Annotated in this window: 15 protein-coding genes; 5 read left to right on the top strand and 10 right to left on the bottom strand. The window is 72.2% G+C overall.

Going from position 1 to position 15,957, the window contains the following annotated elements; all coding sequences use genetic code 11:
* Positions 1–24: 24 nt before the first annotated feature.
* The 6 genes from FRCN3DRAFT_RS0214305 to FRCN3DRAFT_RS0214280 form a co-directional block, all read right to left on the bottom strand.
* A complete protein-coding gene (locus FRCN3DRAFT_RS0214305; RefSeq protein WP_007507349.1) occupies positions 25–630 on the bottom strand; it encodes a response regulator transcription factor in 606 nt (201 codons plus the stop codon).
* Entirely contained in the window at positions 627–1,961 is a 1,335-nt protein-coding gene (locus FRCN3DRAFT_RS44480; protein ID WP_035924761.1) for a sensor histidine kinase, read from the bottom strand. The genes FRCN3DRAFT_RS0214305 and FRCN3DRAFT_RS44480 overlap by 4 nt, the downstream gene beginning before the upstream one ends.
* Before the next feature lie 123 nt (positions 1,962–2,084).
* Positions 2,085–2,915, bottom strand: coding sequence for an ABC transporter permease (locus FRCN3DRAFT_RS0214295; protein WP_007507352.1), 831 nt, complete (start codon positions 2,913–2,915; stop codon positions 2,085–2,087).
* Positions 2,912–4,054, bottom strand: a complete 1,143-nt coding sequence (locus FRCN3DRAFT_RS0214290) for an ABC transporter ATP-binding protein (RefSeq protein WP_232794042.1) — start codon at positions 4,052–4,054, stop codon at positions 2,912–2,914. The genes FRCN3DRAFT_RS0214295 and FRCN3DRAFT_RS0214290 overlap by 4 nt, the downstream gene beginning before the upstream one ends.
* A 249-nt stretch (positions 4,055–4,303) precedes the next feature.
* The gene (locus FRCN3DRAFT_RS0214285; protein WP_007507356.1) at positions 4,304–4,969 is read right to left on the bottom strand and encodes a response regulator; all 666 of its coding nucleotides are present in this window, start codon (positions 4,967–4,969) and stop codon (positions 4,304–4,306) included.
* Positions 4,966–6,207, bottom strand: coding sequence for a sensor histidine kinase (locus FRCN3DRAFT_RS0214280; RefSeq protein ID WP_007507359.1), 1,242 nt, complete (start codon positions 6,205–6,207; stop codon positions 4,966–4,968). Before FRCN3DRAFT_RS0214280 ends, FRCN3DRAFT_RS0214285 begins: the two co-directional genes overlap by 4 nt.
* 155 nt (positions 6,208–6,362) lie before the next feature.
* Here FRCN3DRAFT_RS0214280 and FRCN3DRAFT_RS0214275 point away from each other — a divergent pair, with 155 nt between their 5' ends.
* Positions 6,363–7,070, top strand: coding sequence for a DUF2306 domain-containing protein (locus tag FRCN3DRAFT_RS0214275; RefSeq protein WP_007507361.1), 708 nt, complete (start codon positions 6,363–6,365; stop codon positions 7,068–7,070).
* Between the two features lie 114 nt (positions 7,071–7,184).
* Here FRCN3DRAFT_RS0214275 and FRCN3DRAFT_RS0214270 read toward each other — a convergent pair whose 3' ends face one another.
* On the bottom strand, positions 7,185–7,556 hold the full coding sequence (locus tag FRCN3DRAFT_RS0214270; RefSeq protein ID WP_084174250.1) for an acyl-CoA dehydrogenase family protein: 372 nt from the start codon (positions 7,554–7,556) through the stop codon (positions 7,185–7,187).
* A gap of 95 nt (positions 7,557–7,651) precedes the next feature.
* Here FRCN3DRAFT_RS0214270 and FRCN3DRAFT_RS0214265 point away from each other — a divergent pair, with 95 nt between their 5' ends.
* Positions 7,652–8,110: an excisionase family DNA-binding protein gene (locus FRCN3DRAFT_RS0214265; RefSeq protein ID WP_007507364.1), complete on the top strand. Its 459-nt coding sequence runs from the start codon at positions 7,652–7,654 to the stop codon at positions 8,108–8,110.
* Between the two features lie 3 nt (positions 8,111–8,113).
* Positions 8,114–8,668, top strand: coding sequence for a PIN domain-containing protein (locus tag FRCN3DRAFT_RS0214260; protein ID WP_007507366.1), 555 nt, complete (start codon positions 8,114–8,116; stop codon positions 8,666–8,668).
* A gap of 462 nt (positions 8,669–9,130) precedes the next feature.
* Here the strand turns inward: FRCN3DRAFT_RS0214260 and FRCN3DRAFT_RS0214255 are convergent, their stop codons facing one another.
* Positions 9,131–10,306 (bottom strand): acyl-CoA dehydrogenase family protein, encoded by a 1,176-nt coding sequence (locus FRCN3DRAFT_RS0214255; protein WP_007507368.1) that lies wholly within the window; start codon positions 10,304–10,306, stop codon positions 9,131–9,133.
* Between the two features lie 49 nt (positions 10,307–10,355).
* Complete coding sequence (locus FRCN3DRAFT_RS0214250) at positions 10,356–11,252, bottom strand: SDR family NAD(P)-dependent oxidoreductase (RefSeq protein WP_035927876.1); 897 nt, start codon at positions 11,250–11,252, stop codon at positions 10,356–10,358.
* A 123-nt stretch (positions 11,253–11,375) separates the two neighbouring features.
* Between FRCN3DRAFT_RS0214250 and FRCN3DRAFT_RS0214245 the strand changes: the two genes are divergently transcribed.
* Together FRCN3DRAFT_RS0214245 and FRCN3DRAFT_RS0214240 are read left to right on the top strand one after the other, a co-directional pair.
* Positions 11,376–12,488 carry an acyl-CoA dehydrogenase family protein gene (locus FRCN3DRAFT_RS0214245; RefSeq protein ID WP_007507371.1) on the top strand — a complete coding sequence of 371 codons (1,113 nt, stop codon included), beginning with the start codon at positions 11,376–11,378 and terminating at the stop codon, positions 12,486–12,488.
* 211 nt (positions 12,489–12,699) lie between these two features.
* Positions 12,700–13,464, top strand: coding sequence for a FadR/GntR family transcriptional regulator (locus FRCN3DRAFT_RS0214240; RefSeq protein ID WP_007507373.1), 765 nt, complete (start codon positions 12,700–12,702; stop codon positions 13,462–13,464).
* Between the two features lie 45 nt (positions 13,465–13,509).
* Here FRCN3DRAFT_RS0214240 and FRCN3DRAFT_RS0214235 read toward each other — a convergent pair whose 3' ends face one another.
* Positions 13,510–15,879 carry a CaiB/BaiF CoA-transferase family protein gene (locus FRCN3DRAFT_RS0214235; protein ID WP_083401913.1) on the bottom strand — a complete coding sequence of 790 codons (2,370 nt, stop codon included), beginning with the start codon at positions 15,877–15,879 and terminating at the stop codon, positions 13,510–13,512.
* Positions 15,880–15,957: the final 78 nt, after the last annotated feature.

Raw genomic sequence — 15,957 nt, 5'->3', positions numbered from 1 at the left:
CGGCCGAGGGCGGGCGCTTCCGGGTCAGATCCAGCCGCGGGCGCGAGCGAGCTGGACGGCCTCGTGCCGGTTGACGGCACTCAGTTTGGCGACAGCAGACGACAGGTAGTTGCGCACCGTACCCCGCGACAGCGACACCCGCGCCGCGATCTCCTCCACCGGCGCGCCGCCGGCAGCTAGATCGAGTACCTCGGTCTCGCGCGGCGTCAGCGGGCTGTCTCCGGCCGCGATGGCCTCGGCGGCCAGCTCCGGGTCCACGTAGCGGCCGCCGCCGTGCACCACCCGCACCACGTCGGCGAGCACCTGCGCGGACACGGTCTTGGGCAGGAAGCCGCGCGCTCCGGCGGCGAGCGCCCGCTTGAGATAGCCGGGCCGCCCGTGGCTGGTCAGGATCACGTTGGCGCACGTGGGCAGGTCGGTACGCAGCGCCTGGGCGACAGCAATGCCGCCCAGACCAGGCATCTGGAGGTCGAGTAGCGCGACGTCGGGGCGGTGGAGCCGTCCCATCGCCAGCGCCTCCGGCCCGGATGCCGCCTGCGCGACCACCGTGATGTCGTCTTCCATGGACAGCAGCACCGCCAGCGCACCGCGGATGAGGTTCTCGTCATCGGCGAGCAGCACCTTGATCACCGGCCCGCCTCCGCCACGGTAGCCCCGGGCGACGCGGGCGACGCGGGCGGCGATGTCCCGACCAGGGACGTGCCTTCCGCGGCGTCGATGGGGACCGGGAGCCGCGCCTCCAGGACGAAGTAGCCGCCCGGCTCCCGGGCCGCGGTGAGAACGCCGCCCAAGCCGGCGAGCCGCTCCTCGAGGCCGGCGAGGCCGCTGCCCGCCCCAGGGGCGGGGGCCGAGCCGCCCAGCCTGGTGGTGCCCGCCGGGACTGCCGGAACGCCGTCGTTGGCTATCCGCAGCACCGCGGTACGCGCGCGACCGGGGCCGCCGCGCACCTCGAGGTCGATGGTGCAGGTGGTGGCCTCGCTGTGATGGATCACGTTGGTGGTCGCCTCCCGGACGACCCATCCGAGCGTGGCCTGCGCGGAGGCGGGCAGGGCCTGATCACGGCCGTCCCGGCTGACCTCGCCGGTGACCCGGCAGGCCACGCCAGCCGCACGCAACAGCGACCGCGCGCCCGCGAGCTCCGCGCCGAGGTCGGCCCGGCGGTAACCGTCGACCACCGCGCGCATCTCACGCAGCGAATCGTGGGCCACCTGACGGACCTCCAGCATCCGTTTCACGACTCCGGCGTCGCCGCGGGTGGCCAGGCGCGCGGCGAGTTCGCTCTGGACCGCTATCAGCGACAGGTTATGACCGAGGACGTCATGCAGGTCTCGGGCGAACCGCAGCCGTTCCTCCGCTACGGCCAGGCTGGCGTGGACCGCCCGCGACCGGTCGATCTCCCACACCACACCGAGCATCCAGGTCGAGACCCGGTAGGTGAGCGCCACGAACACGACCGTGTACGCGTAAATCACGGCCGCCTCGAACGCCGTCGTGCCCGACGCGTTCCCGGGCCCCGTCGTTCCGGCCCCCACGACCGCGACCAGCCCCCCGGCGACGACGGCGCCCAGCGACACGCAGCCGAGCAGCGCCGGTGTCCGCAGCAGCGGCGCGACCGCCACGGTCAGCATGCCACCGGCGATCATCGCCACGGTGAGCGTGACCGGGACGCCGTCGCCGGGATCGGCGGCGAACCCGGGGACGGCGGCGCCCACCGCGACCACCGCGATGGCGCCCGCCGCGGCCCCGGCAACCAGCCGAGCCGGCGGCCGCGGTCCGCCCAGGTAGGCCGCGAGCCCGGCGCGCAGCAGCACGACACAGGCCACGGCATGCAGCGCGGACACCACCAGGAAACCGGCGGCCAGCGATCCCCAGGCCCCCGCCCGGGAGTTGACCGCGAGCAGCGCCAGCCCCGGCTCGGCGGCGGAGAACAGATAGAGCGGCCACCGGACCATGGCGTCCATGCGCTCGGCGCTGCTCCGCGCGCGCCACCACCGCCACCACCTGGTCATGCGGTCCACACTGTCACGACCACCACGCCTCGGACGGTCGAGCGCGATCTTCCCGCGTCCCGGCCCGGCGGTTGGTCACTGGCGCGGTTCCCACCGGAACCACTGCCGCGCCGCCCAGCCAGCCGCGCCCGCCCACGACACCAGTACCAGGGTCGGCACCGCTGCCGCGCCGAACGACCCGGCGAAGTCGACGATGCGCCCGTCGGTGGCGGTTCCGGTCAGGCCAAGTCGCATCAGGTCGACCACCGGGGTGAGTGGCAGCACCCGGGCGACGGACTGCCACGGCGCGGCCAGGTCGTCCAGGGGGATGAACAGCCCGCACAGAGCCAGCGGCACCAGCAGCACCGGCATGGTCGTCACCTGTGCCAGCTCGACACTGGGGGTCACCGCGGTGCTGAGCGCGGCCAGCAGCACGAACACGACCGTGCCGAGTCCGACGGCGGCCACCACGAGCAGCGGGTTCACCGGCGCGGCCAGGTCGAACAGCGCCGCCGTGGCCACGGCGGCCACCACGATCTGCGCCCAGGCCACCACGATGGCCGGCGCCGCCGTCCCGGCCAGGATTTCGAGGTCACTGGCCTCACCGGCCCGCAGCCGCTTGAGCACCAGGGCCTCACGCCGAGCAACCAGCGTGGTGACGAGGTTGTAGTACACGGCAGCCAGGAGCACGATCGCCGTCAGCGCGGTGATCGCGGCCGCGCCGAGCCCGGCGAACCGGCGGTCCGGGTCCGAGGCCGACATGGCCAGCGGCAGCAGGCTCACCGGGGTTCCGAGAGCGATGAGCAGCGCCACGACGTTCCGCCGGAGCAGCACTGCTTCGGCCCGCCCCAGAGACCTGATCCGACGCGCCGCGCCGGCGCCGACCACTCCTGGCAGCAGGCGCGCCAGCCCGGTTTCGCGGCTCACACCGACATCCTGTCCGGTTGCCGCATCCGCGTTGCCCGCGCCGCCTGGGCTGACCGCACTGCTCGCCCAGGGCGTTCGAACTCGCCGGCGAGGGTCTCCTCGGCCTGGGCCACGGCGAGAAAGGCCTCCTCCAGCGACGCGGACCGGGCGTTGAGGTTGTGCAGGCGTATCCCGTGCCGGTCCCCCCAAGCCAGAAGCACCGCGAGCGTCTGCTGGAGGTCCGCGGTGGTCAGCAGGACCGCGCAGCCGCCCCCACCCCCGCCGCCGTCACCGCCGCCGTCACCTCCGCCGCTGTCACTGCCGCCGCCGTCACCTCCGCCGCTCCCGCTGCCTCCCTTGCCCTTGCCTTTCCGGCGGCCGAGCCACGCCTCGGCCAGGTGCAGCCGCGTGCCGGGCAGTTCCGGTAGCTCGACGGGGAGTTCGGCGTCCAGTTCGAACGAGATGCGGGCGGGTTGCGACGCGACCACCTCAGCCGGCGTGCCGGTCCGCACGAGGCGGCCCCGATGCATGATTGCCAAATGGTTCGCCAGCACTTCGGCCTCCTCGAGGTAATGGGTGGTGAGCACCACGGTGGTTCCCGCCGCGAGCAACTTCCCGATCCCGTCCCAGGTCGCACGGCGACTCTCCGGGTCCAGACCGGTTGTCGGCTCGTCGAGGAACAGCACCTCGGGCCGGCCGAGGATGGCCATGGCGAGGTCGAGCCGGCGCCGCTCACCTCCGGACAGCTGCCGGATGCGGACCGTCGCCCGGTCGCGCACACCGGCGATGTCGAGCGCCTCGGCGACCGGGCGCGGCGACGTCAGCGTGCCGGCCCACGCCCAGGCTGCCTCCGTGACCGTCAGATCGGCGGGAAACGCCCCGGCCTGGAGCATGATCCCGATTCTGGGGCGTACCAGGCGCCGGTCCCGGAACGGGTCACACCCGAGCACCCTGACGGTGCCGGCACTCGGCCTGGCCAGACCCTCGAGCACCTCCAGGGTGGAGGTCTTGCCGGCGCCGTTGGTCCCGAGCAACGCGAACAGCTCGCCTCGACGTACCGAGAACTCCACCCCCTGGACCGCGTCGTAGCCGCGCCTTCCCACCGGGCCATAGCGGCGCCAGAGCTCCGTGACGGTGATGACATTGGTGTCTTCGTCCACAGCATTTAGCATCCGGCAACATCGGCATCACGAACGGTGACGTCGTCACCAGATTCAATGAGCCGCACCCGGGTTCACCCATGACATATGTCAGCGATGGCCAGACGTTTTCGTCGACGCCACGTCGGGCGCACAGGGTGTACGGGTGGGGTCGGCGAGGCTGTTGGGCAGGCGGTGTTGCGTTCTCGACGCCGACGATGGCGTCGTCGACATCGATGTCCCGCCCGTCGCGATCTACTCGGGCGCGAATTAGTCGTGAGATACCGCGTCGACAAAGCCGGTCCGGTATGCCCATACCACCGCCTGGGTGCGGTCCCTGACCCCGAGCTTGCCGAGAATCCGCTTGAGATGGGTCCGTACCGTCTCCACGGAGAGGTTCAGCCGTTCGGCGATCTCCTGGTTCGACAGTCCGTCGGCCAGTGTGAGCAGCACCTGCTTCTCGCGTTCGGTGAGCTGGTCGGCCTGTATCAGTCGCTCCCGGTCCGGTGGGCGGCGGCGAGCGAACTTCTCCAGCAGGCGGCGGGTGACCGCTGGCGCGACCAGAGCGTCGCCCGCGGCTACCGTCCGCACCCCGTCCACCAACTGGTCCGGGGTGGCCCGCTTGAGGAGGAAGCCGTCCGCGCCGGCCGTCAACGCATCCTCGACGATCTCGTCGAGGTCGAACGTGGTCAGAACGAGGATTCTCGGCCGAGGAAGGGGCCAGCTGGCGATCTGGCGGGTTGCCCAGACCCCGTCCCGCCGCGGCATCCGCACGTCCATCAGGACGACGTCGGGGCACTCGCGGCGGGCCAGACGCACCGCGTCCTCACCGGTCGCCGCTTCGCCCACCACCCTGATCCCGGGCTCCGCGTCGAGAAGCGCGCGAAGTCCACTACGCACAAGAACGTCGTCGTCGGCCAGTAGCACATTGATCATGAGATGGCATCGTCGGCGCGGAGCGGAAGCGTGACGAAGACCCGGAACCCGCCCTCGACCGGGCCGGCCTCGAAGGACCCGCCCTCGATCCGTACCCGTTCCCGCATTCCGGCTAGACCCCGGCCCAGCACCGGGCCGGCGAACCCGTCACCTTCATTGAACACTTCGACCGTGACGCGGCCGGGGTCGGCCCGCATTCGTACCTCGATGCGCCCGGTGCTGCTGTGGCGCACGGCATTTGTCAACGCCTCCCGCACCACGCGGTAGACGGTGCGGGCGACATCGGCGGACAGGGCGGGGTCGATCGGCTCCAGCTCCAGCTCCACCACTCTGCCGAGCGCCCGGATCCGGTCGACGAGGCCGGCCAGCTCGACGCCCAGGCCCCCACCGTCGCCGTGCGCGCTCATCCGCTTTTCGTCCCGCGGGTGCAGCAGCCGCAGCAGCATATCCAGTTCACCCAGCGCCTCGCGGCCGACGTTCTCGATGTCGGCGAGGGCCTGGCGCGCAAAACCGGGATTGTCGGCGAAGACCCGGCGGGCGACACCCGCCTGCAGCACCACGACGTTGACCGCGTGCCCGAGCGCGTCGTGCAACTCGCCCGCGAGGCGGGCACGCTCGTCGAACTGCGCCTGTTCCACGGCCAGCTCCCGTTCCCTCGCTTCACCCAGCAGCCGGGCCCGCTGTTCTGTTGCGTAGGCACGGCGAGCCCGAGCGGCATCGCCAGCGATCACTGAGATCAGGAAGCACATCGCGATGCCGCTGAACGTTCCAGCCGTCGGTACGTCACGGTCGAACAGCGCATAGCCGCCCACCGCGGCCGCGGCCAGTGCCGATCCCGCGAGACGCGGCACGAGCCCGCCGGCGGCGAAGACGCCGAACAGCGCCAGCCAGGCCGGCCACTGCACGGCGCCCGTGGCGAAGCCGGCCGCGGAGTTGACCACCACGGCCACCGACGTCACCGCGCTCGCGGCGAGGGGTGCTGAGTGCCGCCATACCAATGACCACGCCGCGCAAGCGACGAGAGCCGCGCCGAGCAGGCCGGCGGGGCGGTGTGGCGGGTCACCCGGCGAGAGCACCGTCGCGGTGACGGTCACGGCCGCCAAGCCCACGGCCAACCAGACGTCGGAGCGCGCGGGGCGGCTCGTCAAGGTGACGAACGCCGCCCGAACATGGCGGTCCCCGCGCACCTTTCGGGTCGAGCGGCGGGCGGCCGGGCCGGCCACGGCTGTGGATGACATAGGTCATGGTGACGGTCGTCGGTCCGCCCGCGCGACCCCCGGTCAGGGCAGCCTCGGGTCACCCGTGCGGGTGATGCGGCATCCCCGGGCGGGCAGCCGGAATCCACCCGCCTGGGGGTCGATCCGGATCGGGCGGGAGATCCAGTGTTGGCGCCATGTCAACGATCGACCGGCCCGCCGCGCCGAGCCGCACCCGCACTGCGGCATTCTGGTGGTTCGCGCTCAGCGCGGTGGCCATCGCGATGTTCGCCCCGCTGCCGTACCTGACCTCGTCGCTGAGCAGTCTGGCCGATGACCAGAGCCGGCTGGCCGCCAACTACGTCGACCGTTCGCTGCCGCTGCGGACCGCGTTCTACCTGCACGTCGTGTTCGGCGGGACGGCCCTGCTCCTGTCACCCATCCAGCTCTCGGCCAGGGTGCGCGCCCGCGCGGCCGGGCTACACCGGGTCGTCGGACGGATCACGATCGCGGCCATCTGCGTCGCGGGCACCGCGGGCGCGGTGCTGGCGCCGGTCAGCCTCGCGGGCGGCGTCGGCACGGCCGGCTTCGGCCTCCTGGCCGTGCTGTGGGTGGTGTTCGCCGTGGCGGCGGCACGGGCGGGCGTCCGGCGGGACATCCGCGCGCACCGGCGCTGGGCGATCCGGACGTTCGCCATGACCTACGCCGCGGTGACCCTCCGCCTGTGGCTGGGCGTGCTGATCGCGGCGCAGAGCGGCATCGCTGGCACCGAGTCCGATCTCGCGTTCGACCGCGCATACCAGGTGGTGCCGTTTCTTTGCTGGGTGCCCAATCTCATCGTCGCCCACTGGGTCATCAACAAGTATGCCGGCCCGGCCACCCCCCGCTCGGTGGCCGGGCCGTGAGCAACCCCGAGGACCTCCCCACACCCGGGGCGTCACCAGGAGCGGAGGCCCGCCCCTTCATCGCCTCACGGCCGCGGATGCCAGCCTCCTGATGGGCTTCGCCCCAGCCGGGGCTCAGGCGGGTTCCTTGGGGAGGGCGAGGACGCGTTCGGCGAGGATGGTGCGCTGGATCTCGTTGGCACCGCCGTAGATGGTCTCGGCACGGCTGTTGAGGAAGCCTCGCTGGAAGCCGTCGAGGGCGTAGCCGTCGCCGACGATCTCCGCCGACGGGCCGAGCAACTGCATCGAGAGCTCGCCGAGCCGCTGATGCCAGGTGGCCCACTGCAGCTTGGAGACGGACGACTCGGAGCCGAGGTCGCCCGTCCGAGTGAGCGTGCCGATCATCCGCAGGTTGGTGTAGCGGACCACCTCGAGGCCGATCCAGACGTCCGCGCTGACCGAGGACGAGCTGCGGCCCACGGCCGTCAGGTGCTCGCCCCCTTTCAAGGTGCCGGTCGTGTGGCGTCAGCCGGCTTGCAGATGTTGCGATTGTTGCGGATACTTCGATTAGAAGACCGTGCGCGATGGTGGAGGTGACGGCGATGCCCGGCCAGGTTGACGGCGCGGCCAGGCAGCAGGGCGCCGAGAGAGAGCTTGCCCTGCGGGCGGCGCGACGCATCGGCGAGTACCTGACGACTCACCCCGGCGAGGGCCCGGTCACGATCAACGGTGAGCTCGCGGGTGACGACGCGCTGGTTGTCCCACGCGAAGCGGCCGTCCTGCTCGCGAAGATCCTCAGTTTTCTCGCCAACGGCGAGGGCGTCCATGTGATCCCCGACTCCGCCGAGCTGACGACACAGCAGGCCGCCGAGTTCCTCAACGTCTCCCGCCCCTACCTGATCAAACTCCTGGAATCCGGCGAGATCCCGTTCCGACTGGTCGGCACCCACCGCCGAGTCAGGTTCCAGGACCTGCGCGCCTACAAGAGCCGTGACGACCTGGCCCGGCGGCGCGCAGCCGATGAACTGACCCAGCTGACCCAGGAACTGGGGTTGTACTGACCGATGACCTTCACGGTGGTCTACGACGCCAATGTGCTCTACCCGAACACGTTGCGCGACCTGCTGATCAGAATCGCCCAGTCGGGCCTGGTCCAGGCCAAGTGGACCAGCCAGATCCTCGACGAGATGGTCACCGCGCTCCGCCGCAACCGGCCTGACATTCCGCCCACGCGCCTCGACCGTCTCCGTGACCTCATGAACGCAGCTGTCCGAGACGCTCTGGTGTCCGGCCACGAGCCGCTGATCGACGGGCTTAAACTCCCGGATCCTGACGACCGGCATGTCCTCGCCGCGGCGGTCAAGACCGGCGCCCAGGTCATCGTCACCCGCAACCTGAAGCACTTCCCCGCCACCGACCTGGAACCGTGGAACATCGACGCCCAGTCGCCCGACACCTTCGTGCTGAACCAGATCGGCGTCAAGGGGCGCGCAGTCGCCGCATCCGTCCGTCAGATCGCCGATTCTCGGACCAACCCACCGGAGTCCATCGACGACGTCCTCGACCAGCTGGAACGCGACGGCCTCGTGGAATCAGTCGCCGCGCTCCGAACGGTATAGCCAATCACCCGGTCGGCACTGCGGCGGCGAGAAGGTGTCCGTCCGGAGGCAGGCCCGCGGCGGCTGCCGGGAAGATCCATGTGGAAGCCGTCGACAGGTACTCCATGGCAGGGTCCTCGAACGTCTCACACCCGCCAGCACGACGACCGTCCCGAAACCTCACCAAACACCCGGCAAGAAAGGAAACCGGATCCGGCCGTCACCCAGGTAGTCCAGATCGCCCTCAACGCCGGCCTTCAGGATGAGACCGTCACCGCCGCCGTGTCCGCCCTCCTACGCGTCCACCGCTGCTGGCCCTGAGCCCGACAAAGCCGCGCCCGTGCCGCCGGGTTAGCGGAGCAGACAGAATCGCCGATGACCGTTCCCTCCCGTCGAGGAGCCACTGGCCCAAGTTGCGGCCGCCGGCGCGCTCGGCGCGTTACTCACCTGGCACTGGTCCTTCTGACCCCGCCGGGTCAGAGCTCAGGTGGCTTCCTTGGGGAGGGCGAGGACGCGTTCGGCGAGGATGGTGCGCTGGATCTCGTTGGCACCGCCGTAGATGGTCTCGGCACGGCTGTTGAGGAAGCCTCGCTGGAAGCCGTCGAGGGCGTAGCCGTCGCCGACGATCTCCGCCGACGGGCCGAGCAGCCGCATCGAGAGCTCGCCGAGCCGCTGATGCCAGGTGGCCCACTGCAGCTTGGAGACAGACGACTCGGAGCCGAGGTCGCCCGTCCGAGTGAGCGTGCCGATCATCCGCAGGTTGGTGTAGCGGACCACCTCGAGGCCGATCCAGGCGTCCGCGAGCCGCTGGCGGACGAGCGGGTCGGCGGTGCGGCCACGGTCGCGCAGCACGTCGACGAGCGAGCGCAGCTCGCGGGCGAACATGTACTGGTATGGCAGCGTGGTGAGCAACCGTTCCGCGCCGACGGTGCCCATCGCGACCTTCCAGCCGCCGTCGACCTCGCCGACCACCAGGTCGGCGGCGGTCCGCGCGCCGGTGAGGAACACCTCGCAGAACTCCCGGCTGCCGACGATGTTGCGGATCGGCCGGATGTCGACGCCGGGCTGGTCGGCGGGGACCAGCAGCATCGAGATACCGCGGTGCTTCGGGGCGTCCGGGTTGGTCCGGCACAGCACGTAGAGCCAGTCGGCGGTGTCGCCGAAGGTCGTCCAGATCTTCTGCCCGTCGATCACCCACTCGTCGCCGTCGCGGACGGCGCGGGTGCGCAGCCCGGCGAGGTCGGAGCCGGCGCCGGGCTCGGAGAAGCCCTGGCCCCAGAACTGTTCGGCCCGGGTGATCGCGGGCAGGAAGCGGGCCTTCTGGGCGGGGGTGCCGTGGCGCAGCAGCGTCGGGCCGAACAGGTCCCGGCCCTGGACGCCGACCCAGTACGGCGCGGCCGCGGCCGCGTGCTCCTGCAGGAAGATGATCTCCTGCTCGACGGTGCCGCCGCGGCCGCCGTACTCCTCGGGCCAGCTGATGTTGAGCAGCCGGGCGTCGGCCAGCTGGCGCTCCCAGGCCAGCCGCAGGTCCCAGTGCTCGTCGTCGGTCGGGCCGCCGACGCCGCGATGGTCGGCGAACTCGCCGACCAGGTGGTCGGCGAGCCAGGCGCGCACCTCGGCCCGGAACTCCGCGTCCGCCGGGCCGTCGTTCATGTCCATGAGGTCTCCTGTCCGTGGCCGCCGGCGCCGCGCGGGTGGGCCGCGCGCGTCACGCGAGCGCGACCCGCCCCGTCGGGGCGACGCCGAGAACGGGCGGCAGCCCGTCGACCAGCTCCTGCGCGCTCACCGCGCCGCCCGCGGTGCCGACGTACTCGCCGGCGACGGCCCAGCCGCGCAGGCGCTGCACCCGGTTGCCGTCGACGCGGAACACCTGGCCGGTGACCCAGGCCGCGGCCTCCGAGGCGAGGTAGACGACGACGCCGGAGGCGTTCTCCGGGGCGCGCGGGTCGAAGCCGCCGTCCGCCGCCTCGGCGCCGAGCGCGATGCCGGCGGTCATCCGGGTCGCGGCCAGCGGGGAGATCGCGTTGGCCGTGACGCCGTAGCGGCGCATCTCCATCGCGGCGATGGTGGTGAGGCTGACGATGCCGGCCTTGGCCGCGCCGTAGTTGGCCTGGCCGACCGTGCCGAACAGGCCGGTGCCGGAGGTGGTGTTGATGATCCGGCCGCTGACCGGCTCGCCCCGCTTGGCGGTGGCCCGCCAGTAGGCGCAGGCGTGCCGGGTGAGCGCGAACGAGCCCTTGAGGTGGACCGCGATGACAGCGTCGAAGTCGGCCTCGGTCGTCGCGAACAGCATCCGGTCGCGGATGATGCCGGCGTTGTTGACGACGACGTCGAGGCGGCCGAACTCCTTGACGGTGCGCTCGACCAGCGCCTCGGTCGCGGCCCAGTCGACGACCGAGCCGTGATCGGCGACAGCTCGCCCGCCGCCCGCGGAGATCTCGGCGGCGACCTCCTGGGCCGGGGACTCAGGTGTCTCCTCGCCGTGCAGGCCGGCCCCGAGGTCGTTGACCACGACCGTCGCGCCGGCCGCCGCCAGTGCCAGGCAGTGCGCCCGGCCGAGGCCGCGCCCGCCGCCGGTCACGATCGCCACCCTGCCGTCGAGCATGCCCACGGGCAACCCTCCCAGATCACGAGTCAATCAGTTAACTTATCTATCTAGACTAAGCATAATGAGGTGCCTGGGCTGAGGCCAGCACGCCCGTGGCCGACTGACGGCGGAGGAGAACCCGTGAACTTCGCGTTCAGCGAGGAGCATGACCAGCTGCGCCAGATGGTCCGTGACCTGCTGGGCGACGCCTCGCCGGAGACCGAGGTCCGCCGCCTGATGGAGACCGAGACCGGATTCGACCCGGCCGTCTGGGCGCAGCTCGGCGAGCTCGGCCTGCTCGGCCTCGCCGTGCCGGAGGAGTTCGGCGGCGCGGGCTACGGCTTCGTCGAGATCGGCATCGTGCTGGAGGAGGCCGGCCGGGCACTGCTGTGCGCGCCTTACCTGTCCAGCGTGGTGCTGGCGACCTCGGCGGTGCTGCTCGCCGACGACGACGCCGCGAAGAAGGACTACCTGCCAGGCCTGGCCTCGGGCTCCCTGCGTGGCACCCTGGCGCTCACCGAGGACTCGGGCCGCTGGGACGAGGGCGGCGTCACGACGTCCGCACGTCCCCGCGACGGCGGCTGGTCGCTGTCCGGGTCCAAGACCTACGTCCTGGACGGCCACACCGCCGACCTCATCGTCGTCGCCGCCCGGACCGGTGCTGGCGTCAGCCTGTTCACCGTGGCCGGCGACGCGCCGGGCCTGCGCCGCCAGGCGCTGCCCACGATGGACATGACCCGCAGGCAGGCGCGGCTCGATTTCGACGAGACGCCGGCGCGGCTGCTCGGCGCCGAGGGCGCCGGCTGGCCGGTGCTGTCACGGGTTCTCGACCTCGCCGCCGTGGGGCTGGCCGCGGAGCAGGTCGGCGGCGCCGCCCGGGTACTGGAGATGGCCGTCGACTACGCGAAGGTCCGCGTTCAGTTCGGCCGCCCGATCGGCTCGTTCCAGGCCATCAAGCACAAGTGCGCCGACATGCTCGTCGATCTCGAGTCTGCCCGGTCGGCGGCCTACTACGGCCTGTGGGCCGCCGGCGAGCTGAACGAGGAGCTTCCCGCCGTCGCCTGCGTCGCAAAGACCTTCTGCTCCGACGCCTACTTCCGCTGCGCGGGTGAGAACATCCAGATCCACGGCGGCATCGGTTTCACCTGGGAGCACCCCGCCCACCTGTACTTCAAACGGGCGAAGAGCTCCCAGTTGCTGTTCGGCGACCCGACCTACCACCGGGAGCTGTTGGCCCAGCGGGTCGGCATCTAGCTGCGGGTACGCCCGTCAGCCTGCGGATCACCCGCCGAGCGCCCACCGGAGGCGAACCGATCTGGTGGACACCCTCGCGGACCCGAGATGCCGGGACGCCGCCCCAGTGGTGGCCCAGCGTGCGGATAGACTTCTACTTGTACATCTCATTTAGAGAAACAGGCCGTCCCACCGGCCGCGCCCGCGGGTGGCCAGGCGATCGGAGGACGGCGTGCCGAATCCCAGCCGAGTCCGGGCTCCCAAGGCCGGCGAGCTCATCGCGGGCCAGCTGCGACAGCAGATCATCCGCGGCACCCTGGAACCTGGCGCGGTGCTGCCGAGCGAGACCGTCCTGTCGACCCAGTTCGGGGTGTCGAAGCCGACGATGCGTGAGGCGTTCCGGATCCTGGAGGCCGAACGGCTCATCGAGGTCCGCAGGGGCGCCAACGGCGGGGCGCGGGTACAGGTGCCGGACACGGCGGCGGCCTCCCGCTATGCCGGGGCGATCCTGCAGCACCGGCGGGCCACGCTCACCGACGTGTACGCGGTCCGCGCGCTGCTGGAGTCCAAGGCGGCCGGCATGCTGGCCGGCGCGCGTCGGGACGCGGCCGTGGCGCGGCTCGAGGAGCTGCTCGGCACGGAGGCGGCGGCGCTGGGCGCCGGCCAGGACGACGAGTTCCTCGCCGCCGACGAGGCGTTCCACCTGGGCGTCGTCGAGCTGACTGGCAGCGACACGCTCAGCCTGCTGGTCCAGATGCTCTACAACATCGTCGAGGCGGCGGTCGCGTCGTCGAGCGAGGTCCACCGGCGCAAGGCCGACTCGGAGGCGCAACGGGCGCGGACGCACCGCAGCCACGTCCGGCTCGTCGAGATCCTCAAGGACGGCGGCGAGCCGGCCGAGGTCGAGGCCTACTGGAACCGCCACCTGACGACGGTGGCCGCGTTCCTGCTGGAGGACCTGCCCGCCGAGACGGCGCTCGACCTGCTGCTGACCTGACCCTCCACGAGCCCGTCGCGGCCTGTGGGAGGTCGCTCCGCGCCGTCAGGGGGCCGCGACCCGGGACGTGACGCCCCACCGCTGCTCGATCTTCTCCGTGTGCTCACCGAGCAGCGGCGGCCGCGGGTAGTCGGGGTCCGGGCAGGAGAGCAGCCGGAACGGCGAACCGACCAGGGTGAGCCGGCCCAGCCGCGGGTGCTCGACCAGGCGCAGCGCGCCTCGGGCCACGAGACCGTGGTCCGCGGCAAGGTCGCTCGCGGCCGCTGACAGGCCCGCCGGCACCGCGGCCGCCGCCATCCGGGCGACGAGCGACGCCGCGTCGTGGCGGCTGGTGTAGGCGGCGACCAGGGCGTCGACCTCGGCCCTGCGCGCCACGCGGGCTCTCGACGTGCGCAGGGCCGGTTCGGCCGCGGCCGGGCCGAGCAGGCCCGCGAGGGCGGCCCATTCGTCGTCGGTGCGGACACCCACCGCCACCCACCTGCGGTCCAGCGTCGGGAAGCAGTCGTAGGGGGCGGCGAAGTCGACCGTGTTGCCGGCGCGCAGCGGGCGGCCGCCCCGGGAGGCCGCCAGTACCAGGTGACCCTGCAGCACGACCAGTGCGTCTCGGGCCGCCGCGTCGACGGTGACCCCACCGCCGCCGTCCCAGGCGTGCAGCAGGCCGGCGAGGATGCCGAGCGCACCGTTGGTGCCCGCGCGCAGGTCGTTGGTGTCGCGAATGTCCGATGGTGGTGCGTCCGGATACCCGGTCATGGCGCCGAGGCCGCCCTCGGCGTTGAACACGGAGGCGTAGCCCGGCCGGTCGGCGTCCAGAGCGTCCGTGCCGAAGCCGGACAGTGACAGGACGACCAGGTCGGGCCGGCGGGCGTGCAGCACCTCGTCGCCCAGGCCGAGCCGGTCGCGCACGCCCGGCCGGTAGTTCTCGACCAGCACGTCGGCCGCCTCGACGAGACGCAGAACGCGCTCCCGGCCAGCGGGCGACTTGAGGTCGGCGAGCACCGAGCTCTTGGCCTGGTTGAGGTCCATGAACCGGATCGACGAGTCGAGATCGGCTCCCGCGTTGGCCATGTCCCGACGGAACAGGTCCGGTGCCGTCGGGGACTCGACCCGTACGACGTCGGCGCCGAGGAACGCCAGCAACTCGGTGGCGTACGGACCGGCGGCGACCCAGGTCAGGTCGACGACCCGCAGCCCGCTCAGCGGCAGCTGCCCGGCCGCCAGCGCCCGCGGGTCCGCCGCCCGCGAGACCGCCGGCGCAGGTGGGGTGGCCTGCGTCTCCGCCCCGGCGAACCGCTTTTCAACGGGCCGGACGAGGAAGGACCGCACGGGCGCCACCCCGCCGCCGGCGACCGGCCCGAGCAGGTGACGGGAGGCGATCGCCGGGTCGGCGGCGAGCTCGGCGGGCTCGAGGAACGGGCCGCCGGGACAGCCGGCTTCCAGCAGGACGCGCCGGACCGCGTCGCGGGTCACCGTCGACGTCCACGACTCCAGCTCCCCGGTGAGCGCTGTGGCGTTGTCGTAGCGGCGGCCACGGTCGGCGAACCGCGGGTCGCCGGCCAGGTCGGGCCGGCCGAGGACCTGGCAGAAGGAACGCCAGTGCCGCTCCTCGACCGGGCGGATCGCGACCCAGCCGTCGAGGCAGCGCAGCGCGCCGGCGTAGTCGTAGCCACGGTAGGTCCGGTCGTAGTCGCGGCCCTCGAACCAGGCCCGGGACAGCGTCGTGCGGTTGAGGCCTCGCTCGACCTGGTCGCCGGCGACCTCGACGACGTCGCCGGTGCCTCGGCGCCGCCGGCCGACGAGGGCGGCGAGAGCGCCGACCGCGGCGGTGAGACCCGCGTCGTGGTCGGCGAGGAAGCGGCCGGCCCGAACCGGCGGACGGTCGGGGAACAGCCGGTAGACGTTCTCGCTCGGCAGCGTCGCGCCCTCGCCGCCGGCGTGGTAGGCGGTCAGCTCGCAGGCCGGACGATCCGCGGTGGCGCCGGTAAGGCCATGGCCGGTGACCGAGACGACCACCAGCGCCGGGTACCGCCGGGTCAGCTCGGCCAGGTCGACGCCGAGCGCGGCGAGCTCGGCCGGGGTGTGGTCGTCGACGAGCACGTCGGCGGCGGCGGCGCCCGCCCGCAGCGACTCCGCGTACTCCTGCGGGGTACGCGCCGTGCGGACGCGCTTGCCGCGGTTGGCGTCGTCGTACAGGCAGCGCGCCGAGGACACCGGGCCGTCGGCGAGGGCCAGCAGCGGGTCGCCGCCCGGCGGTTCGAGCCGCGACACGTCCGCGCCCAGCCAGGACAACACCTGCGCGCACCACGGCGCCGCTACCCAACGGCCGGTGTCGAGCACCCGGACGCGGGCCAGTGGCCGGAACCACCCGTCGAGCGCCGCTGGAGCCGGATTCGCCTCCATCACGATAGCCCCCAACATCGCACAATTAGTTAGCTAAATAATAGCCTTCTCTCGGGCTTGGGGCGCAGGCGTCCAACCGTTCCCGGTCGCGACGGT

The sequence above is a fragment of the Pseudofrankia saprophytica genome (assembly GCF_000235425.2).
GTDB lineage: Bacteria > Actinomycetota > Actinomycetes > Frankiales > Frankiaceae > Pseudofrankia > Pseudofrankia saprophytica.
The sequence above is the reverse complement of the archived record's forward strand: the minus strand, read 5'-3'. Positions and strand labels throughout refer to the sequence as shown.